This is a genomic window from Paracoccus albicereus (genome assembly GCF_024359525.1).
Taxonomy (GTDB): Bacteria; Pseudomonadota; Alphaproteobacteria; order Rhodobacterales; family Rhodobacteraceae; genus Paracoccus; species Paracoccus albicereus.
Window position 1 is genome coordinate 36,826 of record NZ_JAKZEU010000002.1, and the last position, 17,860, is coordinate 54,685.

A 17,860-nucleotide genomic window follows, 5' to 3' on the forward strand; every position below is an offset into this window, starting at 1 on the left:
ACGTCGCCCTTGCTTTTCAAGACCGCCAGGAACGACAACCGCCGGCGCCGTGATCTCCTTAACTGCCTTCCTTGGCGGCCGGCTATCGTTGTCGTGGAGGCGATGCGATAGCGCTGACGCTTCCGTCCGCTGTCGATCTTGACACAACCTCGGTTGTGATCGACCGTCGTCGTATCGCATTAGCGATCGGAGGCAGACGACATGGCGAGCGGCGTCAAGGGCCCGGCCTCTTATTTTCCGGCCATCGAAGCCAAGTATGGTCGGCCCATTGCGGAATGGAAGGATCTGATCCGGTCCCGGGCGGATCTGAAGCACATGGAGATCGTCACGTGGCTGAAGGACGAGTATGGCCTCGGGCACGGACATGCCAATGCCTTGGTTGCGGATACCCTGAAGCAAACGGATAGGTAGGGTTAAGGTGATCCGTTCCTACCTTGATCCGGCAACGGTGATTGCGGACGGTGAAGGGGAGGGTGTTTGACCCGCAGCATGCTGGCCCGTGGCGAGGGCTTCTGCGCGGGAGCCGCGCTCTGTGCGGCATCGCTTCGAAAATTCAAACCTTGGCCGTCTCAAGTCGCTCCATGCTCATCACTCGCCTCGCTGATCGCGACCCATGTTCGCGCTCAGGTTCTGATATCCTGAGAAGATCGATGTGGGCGAGGTTTTCTTGCGCCGGCAGTTCTCGTATGCACCGTGGCTTATCAGCGGCGCGTCATCGGCGTGGCCGGCTGCGACCATAATGCAGGCGATGTCCGCAGCGTTCGGAAGGGTGCAGCGCATCACGCGGCGATCACCGTCGTCAGACTGGATGACGTCGCAGGTCAGACGTTTGCCTTCTATCAATGTGCTGAGATAGTCGCGACTTTCGATCCCGCCTTCTTCAAATACTTCCGGTGCATGGATCCCCCAAAGTCTGATCAGATCGGGCGCCACACCCAGGGTCGCGCCGTCCTGAACCGGGGTCCCGGCTGAAATGAATGCGACCGTAAGAAGTGTGATCATCTCTGAGCAATAGCTCGGAAGCCGATTCGCGACCAGCGCTAGCGCAACCGGTTGACTGCGATGTTACATTCTTTTGATGTTCCGTGCTAAGTTGGCCCAACTGAACCCGACAAACCGCCTCCTGACTCACGTTCGAGGAAATGGTCAGGTCCATAGTGTCGCGCTCCTCACTTTGCCTCGAAAGTGCCGTTAGCCGGCGCTGTCAAACAACCATCATCGAGCGAAACGCCGTCCCCATGGCAGGGATCCGGAAGAACGGCCGACCTTGGCGGGACAACGGTCTGGTAGCCTGGGTTCGGAACGAAGCCCAGTGCGCGACGCGTTAATCGGGCAGGACTTTTTGGAAAAATTAACGCGACTACCACTTGCAAGATGGGTCGAAGTAAAGATGCGATGTCTCGAGGTTTTACGGGCGTATCGCTGCACGAAACTCCGACCGTCGGACTGCCGAAGCTCCCATTCGCATCGCCCTCATGAAACACTTCTCAGCGCTCGGCGTCGCCGAGATCTTTCGTGTATTCTGACACCGCACGGGAAAGGGTGACGCGCACCTCAGGCGGGAGTTCCGCAGCCACGCTGTATGGATCCTCAGTATATGGGCGCAAGGGTGGTTCGACCGATAACGCCCCTGCGGATATCAGGGGGGTTCCTTTCCGCCGACCCTTGCCTGCACCAGCCCCGCATCTAAAGCGAACCAGACCATCTGCGCATCAGTTTCCAGGCCTAGCTTGCTTTTGATCTGGTAATGGTTGTTGCGAACGGTCTTCGTGCTGATCGAAAGCGCGTCGCTGATCCTCTCGGCCGACCAGCCACTGGCGAACAACCGCAGAATTTCGGTCTGCCGCGTGCTAAGCTCGCTCAGCTTGTGGCTCGCTCCGGCGACCCGATCTCGGGCAATGGCCTCGATCACGTCGGGCGAAATCACCGTGCGGCCGACAGCGCCCCCAGGATCGCCCTGATCAGATACTGCGGTTCGCTGCTTTTGGTTACATAGCCAGCTGCGCCCGCCTCGAACGACTTCAGCGCATAGGCCGAGCCGTGATGCATGGTGAAGACGACGATACGCGCGTGGCGATCATATTGGCGAATGTGACGAATCGCTTCTATTCCGCTCGCGCCAGGAATCGTCACGTCCATGACGACGACATCCGGCGCGGTGTCGCGGTAACGCGCATAGGCGCTTCGGGCGTCGTCTGCTTCGGCCACGATGCGAAGGCCGGGCTGCAGATCGATCAGCCGGCGGTAGCCTTCGCGGACCACAGGATGATCATCGACGATCATGATACGCCGTTCGATCATGCGGTGCCGCGGCCGTCGCGCGTGGGTAGCGAGACATCGATCCGGATACCGGTTTCGGTCTGGCGAACCCGCAGCGTTCCACCCATCGCGCTGGCGCGCTCGGTTATGCCAAGGATACCGTGTCCCGAGCGCGGCAGCAGCAGCGCTCCACCGCCGTCATCCTCGACCCGCAGTGCGATCCAGTCTGCGTTCTGGCGAAGGCGAACGCGGACCCGATCCGGCGCGCCGTGCCGCATCGCATTGGTCACGCATTCCTGCACGATGCGGTAAAGGTCCAGCGCTGCGGCGTCGTTGATCTTGGCCTCGTCGATATCGCAGTCAAGCGACACCCGAGCACTGCGCTGCGCGCCCCATCCCGCCAGCATCGTGCGCAGGCTCGCGGCAAGTCCGACCGCATCCAGATCAGGTGGCCGTAACCGCGCAAAGGCGCCGCGCAGGCATTCCATCATGCGCTGGATGTTACTGGCGATGGCGCGGGCGTCCTGCAGGATGTCCGGGCGATCGCGTGGCGCTGCGCAGGCTATCGACGCAGACAGCGCCGCTGTCGCCGTCAACATCTGTCCGAATTCGTCGTGCAGGTCGCGCGCCAGGTGGCGACGTTCAACATCTTCGACCTCGATCAGCTTTCGAGTCAGCAAGCGGCTTTGTTCCGCACTGGCGCGCAGCCGTTCCGCAAGGTGATTGACGGCCTGCGCGATCCGGCGGAATTCCCGCGCGCCGCCCGGCTCGACGCGGGCAGCGAGATCGCCTCGAGAAAGGCGGTCGAGTTCCGACACGATGCCGCCCACCGGGCCAAGGCGCCAGATGATCGCGGCCGTTCCCAGGAGCAGAACGCCGGTCGCCATTGCCAGCGTCTGCCACAGGGCAAGGCGCGTGCGCTGCCAGGCCAGCGTCGCCGCGGCGACAGGATCGAAGGACGCCTCGATGCTGAATGTCCTGCTTTGCGAGGCCGATCCCGATCGGGCGACGGCCTGCGGCGGCTCGATCAGACGTTCGATGCCTGTGCGAAACCAGTCGGGCGCGATCTGGCCGAAGACCTGCCAGCCTGCGCATAATCGCCGTTCAGTGATCGACCCCTGCTGGAAGCGGATGCAGCTTCCTGGCGCCATCACCCCGAGTAGCTTGATCGAGGTCATCTTGGCGTAAAGCGGGTCGCGCGCGCGCGGCTCCATTTGATAGTTCCGCTCAAGCACGTAACTGGCGCGTATCAGCGTCTTCTGCGTGTCGCTTCGCGCGGTCCGATAGGCGTCGGCAACCGCCAGAACCAGGGTCATGCTCCCTACAAGCGCCGTGAACAACCACAGGATCATCACCAGTCGCAACCGCAGGCTCATGTCCGCTTCCTCCTGACCTCTTCCTTTCAGGATCGGGCAAACCCGCCCCGATGTCTCGGGCAATTTGCCCGACCTTACCCGATAGTCTTCAACACCGCTGCCACCCATGCTTTTGTGACGTTGGCCATCAGGGAGGCGGCGATGGAGGATGTGAGAGCGGGAGGGACCCACGGAACGGCCCCCGCGACCGCGCTGGCGGACCGGATGGCGGCCGGACTGGTGGGACACGGTGTTCTGGTCGAGCGATTATTGATTGCGCTGCTGACCGGCGGGCACGTGCTGATCGAAGGCGCACCCGGCCTTGCCAAGACGCGGTCGGTCCGGCGGCTGTCCGATGGGATCGAAAGCAGCTTCGCGCGCATCCAATGCACGCCGGACTTGATGCCGTCGGACGTGACAGGCACGCAGGTGTTTCGGCCCGAAAGCGGGCGGATGGATTTCTTGCCCGGCCCGATCTTTCACAATCTCGTCCTTGTGGATGAGATCAACCGCGCACCGCCCAAGGTCCAGTCGGCGTTGTTGGAGGCTATGGGCGAAGGGCAGGTGACCACCGGAAGCCAGACGCGGCCGCTGCCTGATCCGTTCATGGTCGTTGCAACGCAAAACCCCCTCGAACAGGAAGGCACCTTTCCACTGCCCGAGGCCCAGCTCGACCGGTTCCTGATGCATGTCATCCTGGATCTGCCCGGCGAGGACGACGAGATGGCGATCCTGGACCTGGTCGAGACCGAACTGCGCACCCGCGCCGGACGTGAGGCGCCAGTGCTGGACAAAGATGCGCTGGCCGCGATGAAGGCGCAGGTGCTGACGGTGCATCTCGCCCCTGCGCTCAAGCACTATATCGTTGGACTGGTGATGGCGACGCGCCGCGCCGCGGATGGCGTTGACGTGACCGACCGGGTCCGACATGCGGTCAGCCCGCGCGGCACCCTTGCCCTGGCCTCCAGCGCTCGGGCGCGCGCCTGGCTGCGCGGCCGCGATTACGCCGTGCCCGAGGATGTGGCGGCGCTGGCGCCCGATGTTCTGTGCCATCGCATGGCGCCGACATGGCGTGCCCAGGCCGCGGGCGACACATCCCGTGCGATCCTTGCCGACATCCTGTCGGGCGTCGAGGCGCTGTGAGCCTGCCGCGGGCATCCGGGGCGGTCCTCTCGCTGGATCGGCTGGTGGCCCTGGGCAATCTGGCCGCGGCACGCGCCACACCCGGTCGCGCGCGCGGACCGGCGGGCGGCCTGTCAGGCCCGCGCCGCGGCGAGGGGGGCGATCTTTTTGACCTTCGTCCATGGCAGCAGGGCGACGATCTTCGCCGGATCGACCCGGCCGCGACGGCGCGCAGCGGCCGGCCGCAGGTGCGTAGCCGCCACGAAGATGTTGAGCGCACCCTGATGCTGGTGGCGGATTTCCGTCGTTCAACGCTGTGGGGCACGCGCGGTCGGTTCCGCTCGGTGGCCGGGGCAGAGGCGCTGGCGCTGGAAGGCTGGCGTGCGGTCCGAGCGGGTGGCCGGGTGGGCGTCGTCGTGGTCGGCGACCGCACCATCGTTACGGTGTCGCCGCAGCCGCGCGAAGCGGCGATGCTGCGCGTCGCCGCCACGTTGGCCGAGTGTCACGCCACGGCGCTTGGCGGTGCCGAAGCCGGACAGGAAAGCCTGTCTGCGCTTCTCGACGCTGTGATAGAGCGGGTAGCGGCCGGAAGCGCCGTTGTGCTGGCGACCGGGCTGGACGATCTCGACACCGGCTTCCGCGCAACAGCGTTGGCACTGATGCGGTTCTGCACGCTCGAGGTGCTGCTGGTGCAGGATGCAGTCGAGACCGATCCTCCGCAAGGAAGTGTGCTCGCGCGGATCGGTCGTCGTGTCGCCCGGGGCCGCTTCGCGTCGTCGCGTTCAGCGGATCTGCTGGATGGCCAGGGCATACCCTACCGGCTGATTCGCGCCGAGACGTCCATGGAAGATGACGCGGCATGAGCCCCGAGGATCTTGTTAGCCAACTTGCTGGCATTCGCATTCCCGAAGGCTTTGCACGGGTCGGGGTCCGCGACGCCCTGACGATCGTCGCCCTTGGGCTTGTCGCTGGGCTGATGATCTCGGCTGTCTTGCGACTGGTTACACTCCGCCGCGAAAGGCCGGTCGACGAGGCACGACGTGCGATCCACGCCCTTGCCGATCCCGATCCTCAGGTCAGGGTTACCGGCCTCGCGATCCTGCTGCGCGATCAGGGTGGCGAACAGGTCGAGGGGCTGAAGCGGGCACTTTACGACCCCCGCGAGACGGTCGATCCCATCGCGTTGGAGGCCGCGGTTCTTTCAGCCGCCCGGCGCAGGAAACGCCCGTGAGCTTCGCGGCGCCCTGGGCGGTCCTGCTGTTGCCCTTTCCCATCCTGCTGTGGCACTGGTTGCCCGCGGGTTCGGCCGATGGCGGTGCTGTGGCGCTGCCCCCGGCGATCGCGGCCGCGTTTCGGCCGGCGGACGCGGTGCACACCCGACGCGATGCGCGCGCGGTCACTCTGTTTCTTGCATGGGCATTGCTCGTCGTGGCACTGGCCGGTCCGCGTGTGGAGCGGGTGCTGACCGTGGTTCCGGCATCGGGCCGTGACATCGTGCTGGTGCTGGACCTGTCGGGCTGGATGGAGCGTGAGGATTTCGACCTCGACGATAGACAGGTCTCTCGCCTCGCTGCGGTCCAGGATGTTGGCGCGCGCTTTGTGCGGGGTCGGACCGGCGATCGCGTCGGGCTGGTTGTCTTCGGCGACCGTGCTTATGTCGCCGCGGCGCTGACCCATGACACGGCCGCTGTCGCTCAGGTCATCAAGACGGCGCAGGTAGGTGTGTCCGGAAAGGCAACCGCCATCGCAGACGGTCTTGGTCTGGCAATCAGGCGCTTGCGCGATCGGGACGCCAAAAGCCGGGTGATCGTGCTTCTATCAGACGGTCAGGACACCACCGGCGCGGTGGACCCCGTCGCCGCGGCGGCCGCCGCAAGCAGACTTGCGATCAGAATCTACACCATCGCACTTGGCCCCGCCGACTTGGAAACCGACCCTTCGGCCCGCGACGCTGTCGACAGCGAGACTCTGCGACGCATCGCCGACGCGGCAGACGGCCAGACCTTCCGCGTGCGCAATACGGATGATCTGCAGGCGGTAACCGAAGCGATCGACCGATTGGAGCCGAGTCTGGCCGACGCGCCGCCCATTCGGGCCTGGCAGGAATTCTGGCCGTGGCTGTCGGCGGCTTCGCTACTGTTTCTCGCATGCTCGCTGCTTCTTCACAGGCGCGAGGTCGCATGATCGAGCTGTCCGACATCGTGCTGCTGCGCCCGTTCTGGCTGATCGGGGTGCCCTTGGCGCTGCTTGCCGGCTGGCTGGTCGCTGCCACCACTGGCGGGCTCGCCCGGTGGCGCCGGATCATTGATGCTGAGCTTCTGGCAGCGTTGCGCAAGCTCGGAAAAGTGACCGAGGCGCGCGGTAGCCGGGACCCGTGGCTGCTGGCGCTTGCGGCCGCGCTCACGTGCCTTGGTCTTGCCGGACCCGCGACGCGCGATCCCGACGCGCCGGTGCTGCGAAACCTTGATGCGGTAATGATCTTGCTGGATCTTTCCCCTTCGGTCACCGAGGGCGGTGCCCTTGACGACGCGCAGGCCGCCGTGTCCCGGCTGATCGACACCCACGGCACGCGGCCCCTGGCACTTGGCGTCTATGCCGCCGAAAGCTTTCTCGTCAGCGTTCCGACCGAGGATCCTTCCGCACTGCAGACTGTCGTGGCCGTGGTGGATGCGACCACGATGCCCGTCGGCGGGAGCCGTCCCGACCGCGCGCTGGATCTGGCGCGGCAGACCCTGGCAGACGCGACGGCCGCGCAGCCCGACGTCGTCCTTATCTCGGACGGGGGCGGCATCGGCCCCGATGCCCTGGATCGGGCCCGTCGGATGGCAGCAGACGGGTGGCGTGTCTCGGCCGTTTTCGTCGCCCCGGACCGGCCGCCCTACGGTCTGCCCCCAGCAGATCGGGAGGGTCTGGTCACGCTTTCCGATGCCGGCGGCGGCGTGACCGTCGAGGCGACGAATCCGGCGCCGCTGGAGACCTTTCTTGCTCGTCGCCAGGATGGAGCTGCCTTTGATCCGGCTCTGCGAAGCCTGCGGTATGCGGACTACGGCAGATGGGTCATCTTCCTTGCCCTTCTGCCGCTAGCCTTGGTTTTCAGGCGGAAGCACAAGGCATGAGGCACCGTTCGCTTGTGATCTCTGCCGCCGCGCTGGCCTGCGCCGTCGCCGCTGGGCCAGAGGCATGGGCCAAGCTGATCTGGCGCGCGGGGTTTCCGGATCTTGCGCTGCCGCTGATCAAAGAACCCGGCGCTCGCGGCGCGGCGCTCTACGATGCTGGCCGTTATGAAGACGCCGATGCTGTCTTCGCGGACATCGGTCGCAGTGCCACCTACGATCGCGGACTGACACTTGCGGTGACGGGGGACTATGCCCTGTCGGTCGCCTATTTCGATGCCGTCCTGTTCGCCAATCGCTACGATGCCGACGCCCGCCACAACCGCGAGATCGTCGCGACGCTGGTCGAGCCGGTGATCGGCGAGGCCATGGGACACGGACGGATCGAAACGATCCTGTCCGAGGCTGGGGTCGCTGTCGGCGCTTTCGACCCCGACGATCCCGCGCAGCCGATCCAGGCCGTCCAACGCAACCCGAAGGAGGCAAACGTCAAGCGCTCGGTCGCGGGCGAACGGACGACGGCAGCCGATGAAGGGTGGCTTGACTCCCTATCCGACGCACCCGGAGAATATCTCAAGGGTCGCCTCGCGGCGGAAATGGACCGCCGTCGCGAGACCGGCGAGGCGCATTCTGAGGAGCCGGGTCGATGGTGAGGATGCTGCTGCTGATGCTGCTGCTCGCCGGTCCGATCGCCGCGCAGGAACGCGATACGCTGAGCCTCGAACTCATCCTTGATCCCCGCGATGTGGCGCCGCTGGAAGGCGAGATGATCCTAGCGACGCTCCGCGGGATCTATCGCGAAACCATCACCAACGAGGACCTGAAGCTGCGCGCGATGACCGATTTCGACTGGACGCGCCTTGGTCAGGACGCGTGGAGCGACCAGCGCATCGACGGCCGCGCGGCGCGCGTCTTCGAGCGGCGCATCGCGTTCTACGCCAAACGGGAAGGGACGCTGGAAATCCTGCCGATTGCGCATGAGCTTCAGGTTTTGGACGGCGAGGGTCGCCGCGAGATCGTGATCGTCCGCTCGCCGCCGGTGCGGTTAAGGATCGAGGCGAAGCCGCAAGGCGCAGGCGATGCATGGCTGCCGGTCCGCGCGCTGGAATTGTCCGACGACTGGAGCGTGGACCCCGCCACGCTGGAGGACGGTCAAAGCGTGACCCGGCGCTTGGTCCTGCGTGCGCTTGGTGCCACGCCCGAAATGATGCCCCTTCAGCCCACCCTGCGCCAGCCTTGGCTCATCGCCTTCACCCCGCCCGAGGAGCGGGATTTTCAAGTGACCGCGCAGGGGCCGGTCACGACGCTCGTCTGGACCTGGAGCCTGCGCCCGATAACCGGCCAGCCGGGCGTCATCCCTGCGGTGACGATCCCCTATTTCGACACCCATACGCGAACGCCAAGGAGCGCGACCATTCCAGCCGCGCAGATCGGCTATGGCAGCTTCGCCGACAACGCGGTCTCCGGCTGGCGCGCGGACCTTGGCTTCGGCGCCGCACATCTTGCGATCTTCGTCGCGACGATGCTGCTGACCCTGACGATAGCACTGCGCGACCGCACGGCGGACAGGGTGATCGCTACACGGGTATTGTTACAACTTCGAAGGCGACAAGACCTTTTGCGTTTGCGCCGGTATGCCAAGGCCGGTGACGTATATCGGTTTCGGTCGCTTGCGCGGCGTCTCCTTCAGCAAGCGAGACCAAATTCGGATCCTCACCCGGTCTTTCAGAAATTGGATGCGTCTGCCTTTGGTCCCACGCCTCAAGCCAATCCTGCGGATCTAGACAGGGTCTATCTTGATGTTCGGCAAGCGTGTCTGCAGGTGAAGACTGTTAGCGCTCATGTTTGCTGAGAGACGGATTCAGCCGCCATCGGATGCTGAATTGTCAAGTCGGACATACGCTCATCAAACCTACCGGGCCGCGAAGGCCTACCGTATTTTGACGGTGATCTGCCGCCTTGGGTGACGGAAACCTCGAGAGTCAGCCTCTGACGCGAGAAATGAGGCTCAAAGTGGACCCCGGGCTCTGCAGCAACCAAGCCTACGACATCGACTGAGTGCATCCTCGGCACGTTCGCTCATCAGACATTCGACTGCCACCAGATTTAGAGGTATGCGATCTCCAAACCCTTAATCCGTTCTCATGCAAGTGGAATCCATCGCACAGAGGCGTCTCCGCATTTCGTCGTCAGCGGTCAGATATTGATGCCGGCGACCAAGGACGCTTATGATAGTCACATCGACTGAGTGGTGACTAGGGTTCCGGGCTGCTATCAATAGCCGCCGCAGGACCGAGCGTTGCAAAGACCGGGGGAGTTCCCCGGGCCAGCACCCAAGGGATAAAAGCCCAGGGGAGGAGACGTCGAGATCAACCGTGCCAAATAGGCGCACTAGGGGGTCTCAATGACGCTTGCCTCGCTGATTCTTGTCGTTCTTGCATCCTTCATTCATGCCAGTTGGAACCTGCTCGCCAAGCGAGCGGCGTCGGTCGGGCCCGTCTTCGTCTTTGCCTATAATGTGTTCGCCTGCGTCGCCTATGCACCGTGGGTGCTGTATGTGCTGATCAAGGAGGGCATCAGCTGGACCGGATCGGGCATCAGCTTCATCCTGCTCAGCGGAGTGATCCACCTGGCCTACAGCCTGTTCCTGCAACGCGGCTATCAGGTCGCGGACCTTTCGGTGGTCTATCCCGCGGCACGGGGGACTGGGCCGATGCTCTCGACGGTGGGAGTGATCGTGATCCTTGGGGAAACGCCTACGAGCACCGGGCTGGTTGGACTCTTGCTGGTCGTAGCCGGCATCCTGATGATTGCCACATAGGGCAAGCTCTCTTCGTTTGCCAAACCCGGCGGGCAGGCGGGAATACGATGGGGCACCGCAACCGGGGGCTTGATCGCGGCCTACACGGTCGTTGACGCCTATGCAGTCAAAGCGCTCGGCATCGCGCCTGTCATGCTAGATTGGTTTACGAATATGCTTCGGTTCTTTCTCCTGCTGCCGTTGTTCGCTGCAAACCCGCGCCGCGCGGTCTCCGCTATGCGGGGACACTGGTGGGCCGCGCTCGGCGTGGGGCTGCTATCGCCGCTCTCCTATATCCTCGTGCTGACCGCGCTGACGACAGGCGCGCCACTCAGCCTCGTCGCGCCCATGCGGGAGATGTCGATGATGGTAGGGGCGATTATGGGGATGCTAATCCTGCGCGAAGCGGTTGGCCGTTGGCGATTGGCTGGCTGCGGTGTGCTGATTGCAGGGGTGATCCTACTTTCGGCAGCCTGATGCCTTCTGAAGATCAAGTTATTTTAGTTTCAGATGAGTAATAAGATAAACTTGGCCCTTGCAACCCTTGCCTCCCTATTGAAGTCCGCATATTAAGAAAGTGACCTAAAGAAGATCGACCATTGAGTGACTATCTTTGCTATTTTAGACCGAGCGACAATCGACGAGCTGTCTGATTTCATTACTGAAATTGAGGTGATTGAGGGAAAATCCGTAAAGCCTGTGGTGATCGACAGGTCCGAACTTTGCCGACATCCGTGTCATCTGTTCGTCGACTTGAAGAAAAAACTTGAAAGCGGGGACGCAATTCACGTTAGGACGCTTAGCGCCCTTGGTCGAACGATCAGCGATATCATTTCACTTATTGAAAGCTTAAATGATATAGGCGTTCGCGTGGTCATTGCTGAATTGGACGGGGCAGAATTTATTGGGGATAGCACCAAGAATCTCTTGGACGTTTTACGAGTGTTCTCGTTTGAAACCTAGCTGGGCCGAAAACAGGACATTCGCACGCAGAACGTTGATTTCATTGACCCGCATCTGGGTAGCACCAGGGTATGGGGCCGATGCTCACCGTGAAAAAGCCAGACTCATGTGAGCCGCGACCAACCAATGCATTTCCGCTCGTCGGGTCAACCTTCATTGCGGTGAAGGTTCATTGAGCCTGCCATCTGTGTCGTCGCGCACCATTTTCACCGCTTAGACGACCACAATGAGGACATTGTTGCCTTGAACGTCCGGCGCTGATCGATCGCTTTACTTCTCCAGTGCCTGGATCATCTCCACACGAGCTGCATGGCGCCCGCCCTCGAACCGAGCGGACAGGAAGGCGTCGACAATATCTTCCAGTCGGCATAGCGACTGGCATAATTAATGTCGTGCAGCACGACGACGACCGTTCGACCGAAATCTTCACAGAGACGGCGCAGCAGGGTCATGAGAGAACGAGAAGCAGCGATGTCGAGATTGTTGAGCGGTTCGTCCAAAAGCAGGTAATCGGTGTCCTGCGCCACCGTCATCGCCAGTAGCGCGCGCTGGCGCTGCCCGCCCGAAAGGGTGTCCAGCGACCGGTGGGCCAGCCCGTCCAGCGACAGTAGAGCGATCGCGTCGGAAACCCTGGCCCGGTCCTCGGGCGTCGGGCGGCCCTTGTGATGCGGATAGCGCCCGAATCCCACCAGCTCGGCGACACTAAGTCGGGGCGCGATCTCGGGCGTTTGCGGCAGGATCGCCAGCCGCCGCGCCAGAACATCGGTGGGGCAGGCGCCGACCTGCAGTTCGTCCACATCGATGCGCCCTGAAAGCGGCGTGTCCAGCCGCGCGATCAGCGACAGAAGCGTGCTCTTGCCGGCACCGTTCGGACCGATCAACGCGGTGATCTGTCCCTTCGGGATAGTCAGGTCGATCCCGTGAAGGACCCGCGACGTGCCCAGATTGTGGGAAAGATCGGTGATGCGGATCATCGGCGCGCGCCTTTCAGGACAAGGATCAGGAAGACCAGCCCGCCCAGCAGGTCGATCAGGACGGCCAGCGGAGTCGAAAGGCCCAGCACCCGTTCCAGAACGGTCTGCCCGCCGACGAGTGCGATCCCGGCGATGAGCGACGACGACACGAGCAGCGTGCCGTGCGAGCCGGTCGGCGTCACGAGATGGGCGAGGCTCACGACCAGAAGGCCTAGAAACGCGATCGGCCCGACGAAGGCGGTGGACACGGCGACAAGCACCGCCACCAGGATCAGGACCTCGATCGTCCGGCGTCGCGGGTTCTCGCCCAGATTGATCGCGGCGTCGCGCCCGAGGGCGAGGATGTCGAGCCGGTGGCGCATCCGCCACGCGATGCCGACGACGCCCAGGATCAGGACGGCAGAGAGGCCCAGCAGATCGGTCTCGATCCGGCTGAAGCGCGCATAGGATGCGACCTGAATCGTGCTGTATTCGTTGGGATCGATCATCCGGGCTATCAGGCTCGACAGCGACCGGAACAGCGTTGCCAGAACCACGCCCGTCAGAAGCATCCGCATCACGTCCTCGCGCCGCTGCAGCAGCAGCGTTCCGAATAGCCCCACCGAGGCGACGATCAGCAGCCCGAGCGAGACGAGGAAACGGGCGAGCGCGGAAGTCTCGGACAGGCCCGCCCCGCCCAGCAGGAACACGCTGACGCTGAGGATCAGGAGGTAAAGCGCGTCGAATCCCATGATCGAGGGTGTCAGAATGCGGTTCCGGGCGATTGTCTGGAACAGGATCGTCGAGGTTGATACCGCGACGGCGACCAGCAGCAGCGCCGCCAGCCGCGTCCCCCGGAACGGCAGCAGGAAATCCCATCCGCCGCGCGAGCCGATGGTCATGTAGCCAAGGCAGGACAGGCCAAGACCCGCGGCCAGAAAGGTCAGGCGTCTAGCGAACACGGGGGGCGGGCCGGTAAAGAAGCCACAGGAACAGCGCTGCGCCCATGATGCCAAGCACGGTGCCGACCGGCATCTCGTAGGGTGCGCGCAGCACCCGGGCAAGGATATCCGCGCCAAGGACCAGCACTGCGCCCGACAGCGCAATCTGCGGCAGGGTGCGGCGCAGGTCGTCGCCCATGATCCGCGACACGATGTTGGGCACGACAAGCCCGACGAAGGGGATCATGCCGACGATCGTCACGGTCATCGCACTGACCAGCGACACCGCCGCCAGCCCGAACAGCATCACTTGTCCGTAGTTCAGCCCCAGCCCAATGCTGACCGTGCGCCCCATGCCAAGGATCGAGAACTGGTCGGCGGCGAGATACGCCAGACCGGCGACGGCGGCGGCCAGCCACAACGTCTCGTAGCGGCCCTGCAGGATCCCGGAGAATTCACCGTTCGTCCAGATGTCGATATATTGCAGCAGGTCGGCCTGATAGGCGACGAAGGTGACGCCGGCGCCGATGATGCCGCCATAGATCAGCCCTACCAGCGCGACGAGAAAGGGCTGAGACGGCGGCATCCGGTGCGCGATGGCCAGGAACCCGAGGCTGGTCCCGAAGGCCGTCGCGGCGGCCAGCGTCATCTGCACCAGCAGGGGCGCGCCCGGCGCGGCGATGGTGACGATCAGGACGCCAAGGGCTGCGCCCTGGCCCGTGCCGACGGTCATCGGCTCGACAAAACGGTTGCGCACCAGCATCTGCATGATCGCACCTGCGATGGCGAGCGAGGCGCCGGTGATCAGCACCGCGAACAGCCGGGGCAGCCGGCTGGTCAGCATCAAGGCGCGCGCTTCGGGATCGCGCAGGACATCGCCCGTGCCGATCTCGGTCACACCGACGAACAGCGACAGGATCGACAGCGTGACCAGCGCCAGCGGCGCGATCAGACGGCGCGACACGGTCAATTGCCTTGGAATGCGGCCATCAGCTGGTCAACAGTCCTGTTCATCGACTGGATGCCCCCGGCGGCGATGTAGATCGGCCCGCTGTCGAGAAACGCAACCTTGCCTTCGCGCCATGCCGTCGTTTCGCGAACCAGCGCGTTGTCGAGCGTGGCCCGCGCGCTGGTCGCCTCGCCGATCGCGGCCGCACGGTCGATCACGATCAGGAAATCAGGATCGGCGTCGCGCACGAATTCGAAGCTGATCGCCTCACCGTGGGTCGTGGCTTCGACATCCGCGATGACCGGATCAAGACCGAAGGCGGTGTAGAGCCAGCCGAACCGTCCGCTAGGTCCATAGGCCGAGACCTTGGGTCCGTTCGTCATCAGGACCAGGGTGCGGCCCTGTTCCGCACCGGCGGTCCGCGCGGCTTCCAGTTTTGCCTCGAATTCCGACGCAAGTGACTTAGCCTTGGCAACTTTGCCGAAGAGGGCGCCATAGGCCGCAAGCCGGTCTAGCCCCTCACCGATCACATCGTCCCAAATGGTCATGTCGATGGTCGGGGCAAGGCGCTCAAGATCGGAAACCGCCTCCTGCGAGCGTCCACCCGCGATGATGAGATCCGGTTGAAGCGCGTTCAGCGCCTCGAAGTCGGGTTCGAAGAGCGTGCCCACGTGCGCTGCGTCCGCATGACCCTCGCGCAGGTAGTCGAGATAGACGTTGGCCGTGGTGGCAGCGACCTCCACGTTCAGCGCCTGCAAGCTGTCCAGTGCCGCCATGTCGAGGACAGCGATCGTTTCCGGCATTGCTGTCACGCTTACCGGGCCGCGATAGGTGTCGATCTGGATCGCTTCGCCCAATGCGGGTCCCGCGAACGCGGCGAGCGCTGCGCAAAGGATTTTCAGCATGTCGGTCTTCCTTGTGGTCCGGGCAGTGCGCCGTGCGATTTGTTTCCGTGATGGGGCGATGCTACATCAACCGGCGGGCCGTCAGTCCCGGCGGACAAGACAGGATCTACGTCATGCCAATCCTTATCGGCCGTCTCGAAACCGAGCACGGTCAGAAATATCTGGTGCAGCTGTGCAAGCACTTCGCGCACAAGATCGAAGCAAGTTGGTCGGATGACCACGGCCGTGTCGACTTCGTTTATGGACCGGCCGTGATGACGGCCGATCCACTGGGGCTGACGGTTCGCTTCGATGTCGATGACCTTGGTCACGTCGAAGACGCCAAGTCGGTCATCGACAGACATCTCGCCCGCTTCGCCCATCGGGAGGGTATCGAAGGGCTGATCTGGACAGAAACGGGACCGGAGGGGGCTGACACCCCCTGACGTGATCGAAAGCGCCGTCATCAGAACTCGTAGGACGCAGAGATCTTGACGTTACGGCCCGGCTCGTTCAGTGCCGCGACGCCTTCGAATTCCTGACCGTAGCTGGCGCGCTGGCTGTAGGTCTCATCAAGGAGGTTGCCAATCGTGCCGCGGATGGTCAGCCCATCATAGCCTGCGGGGCGATATTCGGCGAAGATGTCGACGACCTTGTAGCCTTCGAGCGTCCGCGCCTCGCCAAACCGATAGTCCACCTCTTCGTCGAAGGTGATTTGTGCTGTCGCGCCCAGCGTCATGTCGATCGCGCTCAAACTGTGGACCGCCTCGATCACAAGATTGTCGCCCAATGGGGTCGTCAGGTAGCGGCCGGCGTAGCTGTCGGCGTCGTTGCCGTCGATCTTGGAATCGACCTTCGCGTAGGCCACCCGCACGAATCCGGCGTTCCAATTGTAGCGACCGCCGATCTCAAAACCCTTCGTGTCCAGCGCCGAGGTCAAGCCGGGCGATGCGCCGAACCGGTCGGTGGTGGAATCGTAAAGCGTCCGGGCGTTCTCCACATTGGTCTGGAAGACCTTGGCGTTCAGGTCGAAAGCCCCGAATTGAGCCGTCGCTCCGATGTAGTAGTTCTCGGACGTGACCGGCTCGATCTCATCGGGATAGACCCAACCGGGATCGAACAAGAAGCTTTCGGCCAGCGCGATGCCGCCCCACACGCGCGATGCGCCGGCGCTCAGTGTGACCTGATCAGTGACGTCGTAATCACCCGCCAGGTTCACCGAGAGGCCGCTGTTATCGTATTCGGTGCCGTCCACGCCTTCGAAGGTCTGGAAATCGTAGCGCAGGCCCGAGGTCACGCGGGCTCGATCTGCAACGTCGAACTCACCCTGCACATAGAGCCCGAGGTTGTCGGCCTTTTCCTCGGCGAAGAATTCGGTCCCGTCCTCCCCGGTGATGTCGGTCTTGTCGAGGTAGAAATCGATCCCCGCCTTGACCAAGCCCGCCTGTAGCGTGAAATCGTTCTCGATCTTGCCTGTCAGGCTGTTGCTGGTTCCGGAATAGGCGTCGGTGCGACCGGGAAGTGGTGCCGTGTAGAGGTCGGTCGCGTTGAAGGCGAGCTGCACGCGCGGGTTCCAGATCGCGTTTCCACCACCGCCAGTATAGCTCAGCACGAGGTTTTCGCGTTCAAGCGCGTAGGTGCGTGTCTCGAAGGCATCTTCCAGTCCGGCGAAATCTGCTCGTAACGGTCGCTGCGCATCATCTTCGACGCGTTCGTAGGACAACTCGACCCGGCTGCCGTCGGCACCGTTATAGGCAACCTTCGCAAGGCCGCTGACGACGTCCGTTCCCGAACCGACGATGTCGACGCCATCGCCGTCGTCGCGCACGCCCCCGTCGGCGATTTTGCCATAGGCAAGATACTCAAATCCGCCACGACGGCCAAACAATGCGAGGCTGCTCGCGATCGTGTCGCCCTGGCTTTGATATTCCGTCGACAGGAGGCCGCCGAAACTGAGGCCGGAGGCCAGCAAATCGTCGACATCCTTCGTCTCGAACGCGATCGCGCCGGCAACGGCGCCCGGCCCCGCGTCCGCAGGCGCCACGCCCGGATCGACCCGCACGGCCTTGAGCAACTCAGGATCGACGTAGGTCGTCGCACTGTGATGGAAGATGCGGTTGTTCTGCCGAGCCTGGATGGGGAGACCATCGCAAGGCGCGCGTCATGATATGGTGAGCGGAAGTCGATTGCCGCGTGGCTCGAAGACCCCCTTATGATCGGATCGGAGCATCTATGGCCGGGGCGGTTTCACGAAAGGCTGCACATCTCGACTCGGCAATATGCGCGCCTGGTCCGGGCGTGGGTCTCATCCATCGGACTGGAATCCTCGCCATACGGAACGCATTCGGTGCGGTGCACCAAGATCGCTCAGATCTACTGCAACATGGTAATCTGCGCGCGGTGCAGCTCCTGCTCGGCCACACCAAGATGGACAGCACGGTGCGCTACCTGGGCGTCGAGCTTGAGGACGCGCTCGCCATCGCCGAAGCTGTCGACATATGACGCTGATGGCTCAGTCGGA

Annotated in this window: 21 protein-coding genes and 1 pseudogene; 13 read left to right on the top strand and 9 right to left on the bottom strand. The window is 63.4% G+C overall.

The window, feature by feature from the left end; all coding sequences use genetic code 11:
- The first annotated feature begins 201 nt into the window (after positions 1-201).
- Complete coding sequence (locus MLD63_RS03710) at positions 202-411, top strand: DUF4287 domain-containing protein (protein WP_255328540.1); 210 nt, start codon at positions 202-204, stop codon at positions 409-411.
- Positions 412-588: 177 nt separating this feature from the next.
- On the opposite strand, the gene MLD63_RS03715 is transcribed toward MLD63_RS03710, so the two are convergent.
- From MLD63_RS03715 to MLD63_RS03730, 4 genes are all read right to left on the bottom strand, one after another.
- Positions 589-933: a thermonuclease family protein gene (locus MLD63_RS03715; RefSeq protein ID WP_255328541.1), complete on the bottom strand. Its 345-nt coding sequence runs from the start codon at positions 931-933 to the stop codon at positions 589-591.
- A gap of 706 nt (positions 934-1,639) precedes the next feature.
- Complete coding sequence (locus MLD63_RS03720) at positions 1,640-1,912, bottom strand: response regulator transcription factor (protein WP_255328542.1); 273 nt, start codon at positions 1,910-1,912, stop codon at positions 1,640-1,642.
- Between the two features lie 11 nt (positions 1,913-1,923).
- On the bottom strand, positions 1,924-2,283 hold the full coding sequence (locus MLD63_RS03725; RefSeq protein WP_255328543.1) for a response regulator: 360 nt from the start codon (positions 2,281-2,283) through the stop codon (positions 1,924-1,926).
- Between the two features lie 14 nt (positions 2,284-2,297).
- Positions 2,298-3,635, bottom strand: a complete 1,338-nt coding sequence (locus tag MLD63_RS03730; RefSeq protein ID WP_255328544.1) for a HAMP domain-containing sensor histidine kinase — start codon at positions 3,633-3,635, stop codon at positions 2,298-2,300.
- Positions 3,636-3,776: 141 nt separating this feature from the next.
- On the opposite strand from MLD63_RS03730, the gene MLD63_RS03735 reads away from it, so the two are divergent.
- From MLD63_RS03735 to MLD63_RS03780, 10 genes are all read left to right on the top strand, one after another.
- Positions 3,777-4,757, top strand: coding sequence for an AAA family ATPase (locus MLD63_RS03735; RefSeq protein WP_255328545.1), 981 nt, complete (start codon positions 3,777-3,779; stop codon positions 4,755-4,757).
- Positions 4,754-5,599, top strand: a complete 846-nt coding sequence (locus MLD63_RS03740; RefSeq protein ID WP_255328547.1) for a DUF58 domain-containing protein — start codon at positions 4,754-4,756, stop codon at positions 5,597-5,599. Before MLD63_RS03735 ends, MLD63_RS03740 begins: the two co-directional genes overlap by 4 nt.
- Positions 5,596-5,967, top strand: coding sequence for a hypothetical protein (locus MLD63_RS03745; RefSeq protein ID WP_255328548.1), 372 nt, complete (start codon positions 5,596-5,598; stop codon positions 5,965-5,967). The genes MLD63_RS03740 and MLD63_RS03745 overlap by 4 nt, the downstream gene beginning before the upstream one ends.
- Positions 5,964-6,920 carry a VWA domain-containing protein gene (locus MLD63_RS03750; protein WP_255328549.1) on the top strand — a complete coding sequence of 319 codons (957 nt, stop codon included), beginning with the start codon at positions 5,964-5,966 and terminating at the stop codon, positions 6,918-6,920. The genes MLD63_RS03745 and MLD63_RS03750 overlap by 4 nt, the downstream gene beginning before the upstream one ends.
- A complete protein-coding gene (locus MLD63_RS03755) occupies positions 6,917-7,852 on the top strand; it encodes a vWA domain-containing protein (RefSeq protein WP_255328550.1) in 936 nt (311 codons plus the stop codon). The genes MLD63_RS03750 and MLD63_RS03755 overlap by 4 nt, the downstream gene beginning before the upstream one ends.
- Positions 7,849-8,502 (top strand): hypothetical protein, encoded by a 654-nt coding sequence (locus MLD63_RS03760; protein WP_255328551.1) that lies wholly within the window; start codon positions 7,849-7,851, stop codon positions 8,500-8,502. The genes MLD63_RS03755 and MLD63_RS03760 overlap by 4 nt, the downstream gene beginning before the upstream one ends.
- Positions 8,496-9,701: a hypothetical protein gene (locus MLD63_RS03765; protein WP_255328552.1), complete on the top strand. Its 1,206-nt coding sequence runs from the start codon at positions 8,496-8,498 to the stop codon at positions 9,699-9,701. The genes MLD63_RS03760 and MLD63_RS03765 overlap by 7 nt, the downstream gene beginning before the upstream one ends.
- A gap of 552 nt (positions 9,702-10,253) precedes the next feature.
- Positions 10,254-10,670 carry an EamA family transporter gene (locus MLD63_RS03770; RefSeq protein WP_255328553.1) on the top strand — a complete coding sequence of 139 codons (417 nt, stop codon included), beginning with the start codon at positions 10,254-10,256 and terminating at the stop codon, positions 10,668-10,670.
- 69 nt (positions 10,671-10,739) lie between these two features.
- Entirely contained in the window at positions 10,740-11,126 is a 387-nt protein-coding gene (locus tag MLD63_RS03775) for an EamA family transporter (RefSeq protein WP_255328554.1), read from the top strand.
- Between the two features lie 126 nt (positions 11,127-11,252).
- The gene (locus tag MLD63_RS03780; RefSeq protein ID WP_255328555.1) at positions 11,253-11,612 is read left to right on the top strand and encodes a recombinase family protein; all 360 of its coding nucleotides are present in this window, start codon (positions 11,253-11,255) and stop codon (positions 11,610-11,612) included.
- A 290-nt stretch (positions 11,613-11,902) separates the two neighbouring features.
- On the opposite strand, the gene MLD63_RS03785 is transcribed toward MLD63_RS03780, so the two are convergent.
- The 4 genes from MLD63_RS03785 to MLD63_RS03800 are packed head-to-tail and all read right to left on the bottom strand — an operon-like array spanning position 11,903 to position 15,360.
- Positions 11,903-12,586 carry an ATP-binding cassette domain-containing protein gene (locus MLD63_RS03785; RefSeq protein ID WP_439957623.1) on the bottom strand — a complete coding sequence of 228 codons (684 nt, stop codon included), beginning with the start codon at positions 12,584-12,586 and terminating at the stop codon, positions 11,903-11,905.
- Positions 12,583-13,527 (bottom strand): iron chelate uptake ABC transporter family permease subunit, encoded by a 945-nt coding sequence (locus MLD63_RS03790; protein ID WP_255328556.1) that lies wholly within the window; start codon positions 13,525-13,527, stop codon positions 12,583-12,585. Before MLD63_RS03790 ends, MLD63_RS03785 begins: the two co-directional genes overlap by 4 nt.
- Positions 13,517-14,470, bottom strand: coding sequence for an ABC transporter permease (locus tag MLD63_RS03795; protein WP_255328557.1), 954 nt, complete (start codon positions 14,468-14,470; stop codon positions 13,517-13,519). Before MLD63_RS03795 ends, MLD63_RS03790 begins: the two co-directional genes overlap by 11 nt.
- A 2-nt stretch (positions 14,471-14,472) precedes the next feature.
- Positions 14,473-15,360, bottom strand: coding sequence for a siderophore ABC transporter substrate-binding protein (locus tag MLD63_RS03800; RefSeq protein WP_255328558.1), 888 nt, complete (start codon positions 15,358-15,360; stop codon positions 14,473-14,475).
- Positions 15,361-15,473: 113 nt separating this feature from the next.
- Between MLD63_RS03800 and MLD63_RS03805 the strand changes: the two genes are divergently transcribed.
- A complete protein-coding gene (locus tag MLD63_RS03805; protein ID WP_255328559.1) occupies positions 15,474-15,785 on the top strand; it encodes a DUF2218 domain-containing protein in 312 nt (103 codons plus the stop codon).
- A 20-nt stretch (positions 15,786-15,805) separates the two neighbouring features.
- On the opposite strand, the gene MLD63_RS03810 is transcribed toward MLD63_RS03805, so the two are convergent.
- Entirely contained in the window at positions 15,806-17,413 is a 1,608-nt protein-coding gene (locus tag MLD63_RS03810) for a TonB-dependent receptor domain-containing protein (RefSeq protein WP_255328560.1), read from the bottom strand.
- A gap of 117 nt (positions 17,414-17,530) precedes the next feature.
- On the opposite strand from MLD63_RS03810, the pseudogene MLD63_RS03815 reads away from it, so the two are divergent.
- Positions 17,531-17,841: pseudogene (locus tag MLD63_RS03815) on the top strand (tyrosine-type recombinase/integrase); the annotation flags it as partial.
- Between the last annotated feature and the right edge of the window lie 19 nt (positions 17,842-17,860).